Annotated in this window: 9 protein-coding genes and 2 pseudogenes; all 11 read right to left on the bottom strand. The window is 67.4% G+C overall.

Features of this window, described 5'->3' with window-relative positions:
• Positions 1-78 precede the first annotated feature (78 nt).
• A pseudogene (locus A9X00_RS09580) lies at positions 79-1,221 on the bottom strand (HNH endonuclease signature motif containing protein); the annotation flags it as partial.
• Positions 1,222-1,286: 65 nt separating this feature from the next.
• On the bottom strand, positions 1,287-1,838 hold the full coding sequence (locus A9X00_RS09575; protein WP_067152304.1) for a histidine phosphatase family protein: 552 nt from the start codon (positions 1,836-1,838) through the stop codon (positions 1,287-1,289).
• Positions 1,835-2,602: a CbtA family protein gene (locus A9X00_RS09570; protein WP_067152302.1), complete on the bottom strand. Its 768-nt coding sequence runs from the start codon at positions 2,600-2,602 to the stop codon at positions 1,835-1,837. The genes A9X00_RS09575 and A9X00_RS09570 overlap by 4 nt, the downstream gene beginning before the upstream one ends.
• Positions 2,603-2,611: 9 nt before the next feature.
• On the bottom strand, positions 2,612-2,827 hold the full coding sequence (locus A9X00_RS09565; protein WP_067152300.1) for a CbtB-domain containing protein: 216 nt from the start codon (positions 2,825-2,827) through the stop codon (positions 2,612-2,614).
• A gap of 137 nt (positions 2,828-2,964) precedes the next feature.
• The gene (locus A9X00_RS09560; protein WP_067152298.1) at positions 2,965-3,345 is read right to left on the bottom strand and encodes a YbjQ family protein; all 381 of its coding nucleotides are present in this window, start codon (positions 3,343-3,345) and stop codon (positions 2,965-2,967) included.
• Positions 3,346-3,424: 79 nt separating this feature from the next.
• Positions 3,425-5,959, bottom strand: coding sequence for an ATP-dependent protease ATP-binding subunit ClpC (gene clpC1, locus A9X00_RS09555; RefSeq protein ID WP_067152296.1), 2,535 nt, complete (start codon positions 5,957-5,959; stop codon positions 3,425-3,427).
• A gap of 298 nt (positions 5,960-6,257) precedes the next feature.
• Entirely contained in the window at positions 6,258-6,596 is a 339-nt protein-coding gene (gene lsr2, locus A9X00_RS09550) for a histone-like nucleoid-structuring protein Lsr2 (RefSeq protein ID WP_036363110.1), read from the bottom strand.
• Between the two features lie 113 nt (positions 6,597-6,709).
• Positions 6,710-8,206, bottom strand: coding sequence for a lysine--tRNA ligase (gene lysS, locus A9X00_RS09545; protein WP_067152295.1), 1,497 nt, complete (start codon positions 8,204-8,206; stop codon positions 6,710-6,712).
• A 145-nt stretch (positions 8,207-8,351) separates the two neighbouring features.
• Complete coding sequence (locus A9X00_RS09540) at positions 8,352-9,167, bottom strand: type III pantothenate kinase (protein WP_067152293.1); 816 nt, start codon at positions 9,165-9,167, stop codon at positions 8,352-8,354.
• A 2-nt stretch (positions 9,168-9,169) separates the two neighbouring features.
• Complete coding sequence (gene panD / locus A9X00_RS09535; protein ID WP_067152308.1) at positions 9,170-9,601, bottom strand: aspartate 1-decarboxylase; 432 nt, start codon at positions 9,599-9,601, stop codon at positions 9,170-9,172.
• Positions 9,601-9,738, bottom strand: a pseudogene (locus tag A9X00_RS31795) (pantoate--beta-alanine ligase); the annotation flags it as partial. The pseudogene A9X00_RS31795 and the gene panD, both read right to left, overlap by 1 nt.
• Between the last annotated feature and the right edge of the window lie 87 nt (positions 9,739-9,825).

Genomic DNA, 9,825 nt, shown 5'->3' with positions numbered 1-9,825 from the left:
ATGTCACCGGGGCGAACCAGCCGGGACATACCGCGCCGCTCATAGCGCGCGCCGGCGACGAGGCAGAGCGTAGCGATGAGGGGGGGGTTTGGTGGGTGGGCGTGCGAGTGATCCGGGGTTCAGTGGTTGGCCGTCGTCGTCGGTGACGGTCAGGTTGGTGGCGGTTCCGGTGATGGTGATGTCGCCGCGGTGATGGGCCCGGTGGTGATAGGGGCAGACCAGCACCAGGTTGGCCGGCTCGGTGGGCCCGCCGTCTTCCCAGTGCCGGATGTGGTGGGCGTGCAGGCCGCGGGTCGCGTCGCAGCCGGGGACCACGCAGGTGCGGTCGCGGTGTTCGAGCGCGCGGCGTAGCCGGCGGTTGACGGTGCGGGTCGTGCGCCCGGCGCCGATGGGCTGGCCGTCGCGTTCGAACCACACCTCGCAGGTGGCATCACAGGTCAGGTATTGGCGTTCGGCCTCGGAGAGCAGCGGCCCCAGGTGCAGCGCGGCGGCGCGGCGTTCGATGTCGAGGTGGACAACCACGGTGGTGTGCTGGCCGTGTGGGCGGCGGGTGGCCTCGGCGTCCCAGCCTGCCTCCACCAGCCGCATAAACGCCTCCATAGTGTTGGGCAGCGGCGGACAATTCTCTGAACTGTTGCCGCGATCCTGCTTCCACTGGGTGATCAGCGCGTCGCGATGCGATGCCAGCGCCGCGTCGAACTTGGCGGCGTCGTCGTGCGGGAGTTTGATCCGCCAACAGCTGTACTGCTCATCGGTGGTCTTGGTGATCGAGGCGCATTCGGGTCGCGGGTCGGGGTCGGGTCGGGGTTCGAGCTTGACCGCGGTGCGCAACTGGTTGACCGTGGCGACTTGCGCCAATTCCACGTAATGCGCATCGGAGCCCGCGCCCGCGCGTGCGGCGATCACCCCGACCCGATCCAGCGACAGCCGGCCTTCGCGCAACGCCTGGGTGCAGCGGGGAAACTCCGCCGCCCGGCCCGCCACGGTGGCGATCGTGTGGGCGTTGGCCGGCGAGCACCCGGTCTTCCACGCCACCAACGCCGGTATCGACCGCGCCCCGGTATTACCCCACAACCCGTCGCGATCGATCTCGGCGACGATCTCCACAATGCGCCCATCAATCGCATTGCGCTGACCGCTTAACTCCGCCAACTCCTCAAACAGCACGTCAATACGCTTGGGCGTATTCACCCAAGAGCCGGCAGCTGCGGTCAACGACATAACCCCATCATCGCAACCAGGTACGACAAGTTTCCGCTGTCGATCCGCCCGCCCGGGGCGGGAACTCACAACCGCAGCGTCCAGCGGCCGGCGCGAAAGTGCATCACGACGCGACCGGCCGGCGCGATGTCGATGCGCCAGAAGGACTTCGGTGGCATGCCGAGAGCGTCGAGAATGGCCGCCCGGATCACCGCGGGATGCGTCACCGCCACCGCGGGCGTCGCTTCGCCGGCCAGGCTCTCGAGCCAGCCGGCCACCCGCCCCATCAGGTCGACGATCGACTCACCGCCGTGCGGCGCCCGCGCCGGATCGGTGAGCCACGTCTCCAGGTCCGCGGGTCCGACGGCCCGCAGCGTCTGCCCGCACCACCCGTCGCAATTGAGGTCGGCCAGCCGCGGCTCGACAGTGGCGTGCAGGCCGAGCAGCTGCGCGGTTTGGCGGGCGCGCCGCTCGGGTCCCGTGAGTTGCCGCGTGGCGCGGTCGATGTCAAGGCGCCCAGCCGTTTTGGCCTGCCGAAGACCGATGCCGTTGAGCGGCTCGTCGGCGGGGAAGCGTCCGTCCGCCATGGCGTCGGTCATCGCGTGCGACACCAGGGTCAGGCGGACCACTTCGGTCACGCGGGGACCCGCTCCTCCAGCAGCCGGCCCGCCAGCGTCGCGAATACCAGGCCGATGGCCGCCCACAACACCAGCTGCGCGCCGAGGGAAAGCAGCCTGAATTCGTAGAGCACGTCGGCGGGAAAGCCGGGATAGACGATCGCACCCGAGGCATCGCGCATCGGCGGGGGCGTCTCGTCGACCGTCGGTAGCGGCACCGCCACCGCGGCGACCGCGAGCGCGTAGGCCAGCGCCGCGAGCAGCGCCCCGTTCCACGCGCCGAGCCGGGCGGCGAGCCGTCGGTAAAGCCACACCGCGGCGATCGCCAGCGCCACCGAGGCCAGCACCATAGCCAGGTACCAGCCGGTGCGGGCCCCGATCGTGTCCGCCTGGCCGACCGCGGGCGGATTCGGCGGGTATTTCAGGAACGGCACGAGGTACACCGCGACGAACGCGCCCGCCGCCAGGAGCACCGAAAGCCGCTGCGGCCCAATGGCTCTGGCGCGCACCCAAACCACACAGAAGAGTACGGAGAACAGCGCTCCCATCGCGACGCCGAAAATCAGCACGCCGAAACCCAATCCGGCGTTGGCCTGCACCCCGCGGGAAAACAGCTCGGCGCCGTGCTCGTGCACGCCATGAGCATCCAGGACGTCGCTTCGCCCCTCCTCAAACGCGATCGCGCGGGCGATGACCGGCTCGGCGCATACCCGGCCGAACAGGAACGCCAGCACCGCGCCGACGGCCCCCGCTAGGAGACCGCGTGCGATCAGACGCTTCTCCACGCTGCCGGGTTAGTGGCAGGGGAAGCCGAGCAGATGGCGCGCGTCGTGGACGAACTCGTGGACGTGGGAGTCGCTGCCGAACAGCGACACCGCGCCCTGATCGACCCCAACGAAGTACAGCGCCAACAGCGCCAGGAAGACGGTCGCCGCCAACCAGAGCGCGGCGCTCGCCGCCGACAGGTCGACCGCCCGGGCACGGGCGCTGGCCTTCTCGAGATTTGCCACGGGTACTCCTTCCGGGGATTGCGCGTCCCCGCTGCGGATGACGGGCTACGGGTCTGACTTTCGACAGTGGCGCGACCGTTCTGGAATTTCACCGGATTCCGTGTCCCGTCAGGACAGCTGTCAGTGTAGACCGCGCGTCAATGCTGGGGTGCCGCGGCGCCGTAGCCGAGCTGGCCGGCGGTGTATTTGGCGCCCTCGGTGACCGGGACCGCCTGGACCGCGGTGCCGTAGGCGCAGATCTCCGTCCACACGTCGCCGATTTCGGTGGTGTCGAAGCGCATCCCCACGATCGCGTTGCCGCCGCGGTTGCGGGCCTCGGCGATCAGCCTTCCCATCGCTTCGTTGCGGCTGTCGGAGAGGTTCTTGGTCATCCCCTGCAGCTCGCCGCCGAACATCGCCTTGAAGCCGGCGCCCATCTGGGAGAACGCATTTCGCGAGCGAACGGTCAGCCCGAACACCTCGCCGCACACCCGCTGGATCTCCCAGCCCGGAAGGTCATTGGTTGTCACGATCAGCACGGTGAGCCCCTCTTCTAGCGCGCAGCAAAAACGGGCGGGTAGCCCCGTCAGAGACTAACCCGCCCGCTTCCGCTTACCGCTACTGCGTTTCGGGTGCGCTGTGCGCTCCGGCCTTGGCCAGATCCGGCTCGGCCGGCGGCTTGCGGGTGCCGGTGAACGTGAACACCGCCTCCTCGCCGGCGCCTTCCCCGTCCCAGTTGTCCACGTCGACGGTGACGATCTGTCCGGGTCCGACCTCCTCGAAGAGGATCTTCTCGGAGAGCTGGTCCTCGATCTCGCGCTGGATGGTGCGCCGCAACGGACGCGCGCCCAGCACCGGGTCGAAGCCGCGCTTGGCCAGCAGCGACTTGGCCTTGTCGGTGAGCTCGAGGGCCATGTCCTTGCTCTTGAGCTGGCCCGCGACTCGGCCGATCATGAGGTCGACCATCCGGATGATCTCGTCCTTGGTCAGCTGGTGGAAGACGATGATGTCGTCGATGCGGTTGAGGAACTCCGGCCGGAAGTGCTTCTTCAGCTCGTCGTTGACCTTCTGCTTCATCCGCTCGTAGTTGTTCTCACCGCCACCCTGCGTGAAGCCCAGGCCGACCGGCTTCGAGATGTCGGACGTGCCCAGGTTGGACGTGAAGATCAGCACGGTGTTCTTGAAGTCCACCGTGCGGCCCTGGCCGTCGGTGAGCCGGCCATCCTCGAGGACCTGCAACAGGCTGTTGTAGATCTCCTGGTGGGCCTTCTCGATCTCGTCGAACAGCACCACCGAGAACGGCTTGCGCCGCACCTTCTCGGTGAGCTGGCCGCCCTCCTCGTAGCCGACGTATCCCGGCGGGGCACCGAACAACCGCGACGCGGTGAACCGGTCGTGGAACTCGCCCATGTCGATCTGGATGAGCGCGTCGTCGTCGCCGAACAGGAAGTTGGCCAGCGCCTTGGACAGCTCGGTCTTACCGACACCGGACGGGCCGGCGAAGATGAACGAGCCCGACGGGCGCTTGGGGTCCTTCAGCCCGGCGCGGGTGCGGCGGATCGCCTTGGAGACGGCCTTGACGGCGTCCTCCTGGCCGATGATCCGCTTGTGCAGTTCGTCCTCCATGCGCAGCAGCCGCGTGGTTTCGGCCTCGGTGAGCTTGAACACCGGGATGCCGGTCCAATTGCCCAGCACCTCGGCGATCTGCTCGTCGTCGACCTCGGCGACAACGTCGAGATCGCCCGAGCGCCACTGCTTTTCGCGTTCGGCGCGCTGCGCGACGAGTTGCTTCTCGCGGTCGCGCAGGCTGGCCGCCTTCTCGAAGTCCTGGGCGTCGATCGCCGATTCCTTCTCGCGGCGCGCCTCGGCGATCTTCTCGTCGAACTCGCGCAGGTCTGGCGGCGCGGTCATCCGGCGGATCCGCATCCGCGCGCCCGCCTCGTCGATCAGGTCGATCGCCTTGTCCGGCAGGAACCGGTCGTTGATGTAGCGGTCGGCGAGGGTGGCCGCGGCCACGATCGCGCTGTCGCTGATCGACACCCGGTGGTGCGCCTCGTAGCGGTCGCGCAGGCCCTTGAGGATCTCGATGGTGTGCTCCACCGTCGGCTCCCCGACCTGCACGGGCTGGAAGCGGCGCTCCAGGGCCGCGTCCTTCTCGATGTACTTGCGGTACTCGTCGAGCGTGGTGGCGCCGATCGTCTGCAGTTCGCCGCGGGCCAACTTGGGCTTGAGGATGCTCGCCGCGTCGATCGCGCCCTCGGCGGCGCCGGCACCCACCAGCGTGTGCAGCTCGTCGATGAACAGGATGATGTCGCCGCGGGTGTTGATCTCCTTGAGCACCTTCTTGAGGCGTTCCTCGAAGTCACCGCGGTAGCGGCTGCCCGCGACCAGCGAACCCAGGTCCAGCGTGTAGAGCTGCTTGTCCTTCAGCGTCTCCGGGACCTGGCCGTGCACGATCGCCTGCGCCAGGCCCTCGACGACGGCGGTCTTGCCGACGCCGGGCTCGCCGATCAGCACCGGGTTGTTCTTGGTGCGCCGGGAGAGCACCTGCATCACCCGCTCGATTTCCTTCTCGCGGCCGATGACCGGGTCCAGCTTGCCCTCCATCGCGGCGGCCGTCAGGTTGCGGCCGAACTGGTCGAGCACCAGCGACGTGGACGGGCTGCCGGACTCGCCGCCGCGGCCGCCGGTTCCGGCCTCCGCGGCTTCCTTGCCCTGGTAACCGCTCAGCAGCTGGATCACCTGCTGGCGCACCCGGGTCAGCTCCGCGCCCAGCTTGACCAGCACCTGGGCGGCCACACCCTCACCCTCGCGGATCAGGCCGAGCAGAATGTGCTCGGTGCCGATGTAGTTGTGGCCCAGCTGCAGCGCCTCGCGCAGGCTCAGCTCGAGAACCTTCTTGGCGCGCGGCGTGAACGGGATGTGTCCCGACGGCGCCTGCTGGCCCTGGCCGATGATCTCCTCGACCTGGCTGCGAACGCCCTCGAGCGAGATGCCCAGGGACTCCAGCGACTTCGCCGCGACGCCCTCGCCCTCGTGAATCAAACCCAGCAGGATGTGCTCGGTGCCGATGTAGTTGTGGTTGAGCATCCGGGCCTCTTCTTGCGCCAGGACGACGACCCTGCGGGCACGGTCCGTAAATCTTTCGAACATCGGTGCTTACCTGCTCTCCCTAACCATCGGTACAGACCTCTTGATGGCCAATGCCGGCCCCTGGGGGCCGGAACCGCGTACCTGCTCTCCACTGTAATGGTCGGCCCGCCGGGGTTCCTAACGTTGCGGTTGCTGGCCGTCCCGGCCGCGTACCTCCGATGGCGCACAGCCGTACCAGGTAAACGAGGAAAAACGCCAAAGCGTTTCCCGCGCGGGCCGGCAAGCGTTGCGCCGCCAGCGAAATTGAAAACAACCGGCGCCCGGGCCTTGCGGACCCGGGCGCCGGTAAGCGGTTCGCTTAGGTCGCCGCGTGGAACGCGTCGATGACGTCCGCGGGGATGCGGCCACGCGTCGACACGTTGTGCCCGTTGCGGCGGGCCCATTCGCGGATCGCGGCGCTTTGCTCGCGGTCGATGGCGCCACGGCCACGTCCCGAGCCGGAACGCCCGCGCCGGCGGCCCCCGACGCGGCGGCCCGCCGCGACCCATTGCTTCAAATCGTTGCGCAGTTTCGCAGCATTCTTGGACGAAAGGTCAATCTCGTAGGTCACCCCGTCAAGCCCGAATTCAACCGTTTCGTCGGCCGCGCCCGCACCGTCGAAATCATCGACCAAGGTGACGGTCACTTTTTTCGCCATTAGCTTACCCTCGCGTTTCGTCCTGAGCAGTTGCTGAGCAGTTTGGATTCACTCCCCAAGTCACCAATCTGCCATAACGACGCAGGATACTCAATCCAGACGCAACGGGTAACTCAGGAGTGCGGCCGAACAATCGGGAACAAAACTGTCTCTCTAATTGACAGGCCGGTCAAACACATCAACAACCGATCGATACCCATTCCGGTTCCGGTGCAAGGCGGCATCCCATACTCGAGCGCGGCGAGAAAGTCTTCGTCGAGCGCCATCGCCTCGTCGTCGCCGGCGGCCGCGGCGCGCGCCTGCGCGGCGAACCGCTCCCGCTGCACGACGGGATCGTTCAATTCGGAATACCCGGTGGCCAGTTCGACCCCGCGAAGGTAGAGGTCCCACTTCTCGGTCACGCCGGGAATGCTCCGGTGCTGCCGCGTCAAAGGTGTTGTCTCCACAGGGAAATCCTTGACGAAGGTGGGCGCGGTCAGGGAATTGCCCACGGTGTGCTCCCACAGCTCCTCGACGAGTTTGCCGTGCCCGTAGCCGCGGTCGGTGGGGACCTCCACACCGAGCCGCTCGGCGATGGCCCACAGCCGCTCGACCGTCGTCTCGGGCGTGATCTCCTCACCGAGTGCCGCCGACAGCGACGGATACATTTGTATAGTTGCCCATTCTCCGTCTATGTCGTACACGCTGCCGTCCGGGAACGGCAGTTGTCGGGTTCCGATCGCCTCGTCGGCCACCTCTTGAATAAGCTCACGCGTGACGATCGCTGAATCGTCATAGGTTCCGTAGGTCTGGTAGGTCTCCAGCATGGAAAATTCCGGAGAATGCGTAGAATCGGACCCTTCGTTTCGGAACACCCGATTTAACTCGAAGACCTTGTCGAAACCGCCGACGATGCAGCGCTTGAGGAACAGTTCCGGCGCGATCCGCAGGTAGAGATCGATGTCGAGCGCATTGGAATGGGTGATGAACGGCCGGGCCGCGGCGCCACCGGCCAGCGTCTGCAAGATAGGGGTTTCGACTTCGAGAAACCCGCGCCGCTCCAGCGCATTGCGGATCGCCCGGATCACGGCGATTCGCTGCCGGGCCACCGTGCGGGCCTGGGGACGAACGATCAGGTCCACGTAGCGCTGGCGTACCCGCGACTCCTCGCTCATCTCCTTGTGCGCGACCGGCAGCGGCCGCAGCGACTTGGCCGCCATCCGCCACGAGTCGGCCAGCACGGACAATTCGCCGCGCCGTGAGCTGATCACGTTGCCATGCACGTAGACGATGTCGCCGAGGTCGACGTCGGCCTTCCACGCGTCGAGCGACTCCCGGCCAACCTTGTCGAGGCTGACCATCACCTGCAGGGTGGTGCCGTCGCCGTCCTGGAGTGTCGCAAAGCACAGTTTTCCGGAATTGCGCGCGAAGATGACCCGGCCCGCGACGCCGACGATGTCGTCCGTGGCGGTGTCGGTGGGCAGGTCGGGGTGGGCGGCGCGGACCTCGGCCAGGGTGTGGGTGCGCTCGATCGCGACGGGGTAGGGGTCGGCTCCCTCGGCCAGCAGCCGAGCGCGCTTGTCCCGGCGGATCCGGAACTGCTCGGGAAGGTCGGGGGCGGCGTCATTCACGACGTGCCAGCTTAAAGGACGGCTTCGATCGCATTGCGTGTGCTCTCAGGGTTTTGCGCGTTGCACCCGGGCGGAAAATTCGGCGAAATCCCTGCGACGTTTCACACTCAACGCCGTGGATTCACACGCAACGACGACGAAAGCCCTAGCGCGCCGTCTTCAGCCGGCCGCGCTCGGCGTCGCGATTGCGTTCGAAGACCAGCTGCAGGCCATGCAACGTCAGGTGCTGGTCGTAGTGGTTGACGGTGTGCAACTCGGGCAGCAGCAGCGGCGCGGTGTGGCCGGTCGCCACGACGGCCACGTCATCCCCGGCGAAGCCGTCCACGTCCTCGCGGATGCGCCGCACCAAACCGTCGACCAGACCGGCGAAGCCGAAGACCGCACCGGCCTGCATGCACTCGACGGTGTTCTTGCCCACCACCGAACGGGGCCGGGTCAGCTCGACGCGGCGCAGCGCTGCGGAGCGGGCGGCGGCGGCATCGGAGGAAACCTGCACACCCGGGGCGATGGCGCCGCCGAGGAACTCGCCCTTGGCCGAGACCACGTCCACGCAGATCGAGGATCCGAAATCGACGACGACGGCCGCCTTGCGGTACTTGTGAAATGCCGCCAGGCAGTTGACGATCCGGTCGGCGCCCACCTCTTTCGGGTTGTCGACCAGCAGCGGGATCCCGGTGCGCACCCCCGGCTCGATGAGCACGCTGGGTACCGACGGCCAGTACTGGTCGAGCATGACCCGCACCTCGTGCAGCACCGAGGGGACGGTCGACAGCGCGGCGGCGCCGGTGAGGCGCTCGGAATCGTCGCCGATCAGGCCGTCGATGGTCAGCGCCAGTTCGTCCGCGGTGACCTCGGATTCGGTACGAATGCGCCACTGCTGCACGACCTTTGCGTGCTCCTTGGATCCCGACAGCAGTCCGACGACGGTGTGCGTGTTGCGGACGTCGATGGCCAGCAGCACGGCTAACTCGCGACTATCCGGGGGTCGAGCAGCTCCGCCGCCCCTGGTATGTCCACGGCGGGCACGAACGCCGGGTCGGCGCCGAGGTCGATCGGCTTGTTGTCGGCGTCGACGAACACGATCCGCGGCCGGTAGGCGCGCGCCTCCGCGTCCTCCATCGTCCCGTACGCGATGAGGATCACCAGGTCGCCCGGGTGCACCAGATGCGCTGCGGCGCCGTTGATTCCGATCACGCCGCTGCCGCGTTCACCGGTGATCGCGTAGGTGACCAGGCGGGCGCCGTTGTCGATGTCCACGATGGTCACCTGCTCGCCCTCGAGCAGGTCCGCGGCGTCCATCAGGTCGGCGTCGATGGTCACCGAGCCGACGTAATGCAGGTCGGCCTGCGTCACAGTGGCGCGGTGGATCTTCGACTTCAGCATGGTCCGTAACATCAATTCCTCCAATGTGATTCGAGGGTGTCCCGATAAGCGTCCGGCCCCAAGGGTGCCGGCGATGTTGCTCCTACTTCGATGGCGATGTTGTCCAGCAGTCGGGTGGTGCCCAAGCGGGCCGCGATCAGCAGCCGGCCGGGCGCGCCGGGCCGCGCTGGACGCCGCCAACGCCGTGCTGGACGCCGTGCCCACGATCAGCGTCGACTACCTGGCGTTGCGCGACG

Origin of the sequence: Mycobacterium sp. 1245805.9, assembly GCF_001672915.1 — a bacterium.
Classification (GTDB): Bacteria; Actinomycetota; Actinomycetes; order Mycobacteriales; family Mycobacteriaceae; genus Mycobacterium.
Note: the sequence above shows the minus strand (reverse complement) of the source record. Positions and strands in the feature narration are given on the sequence as shown.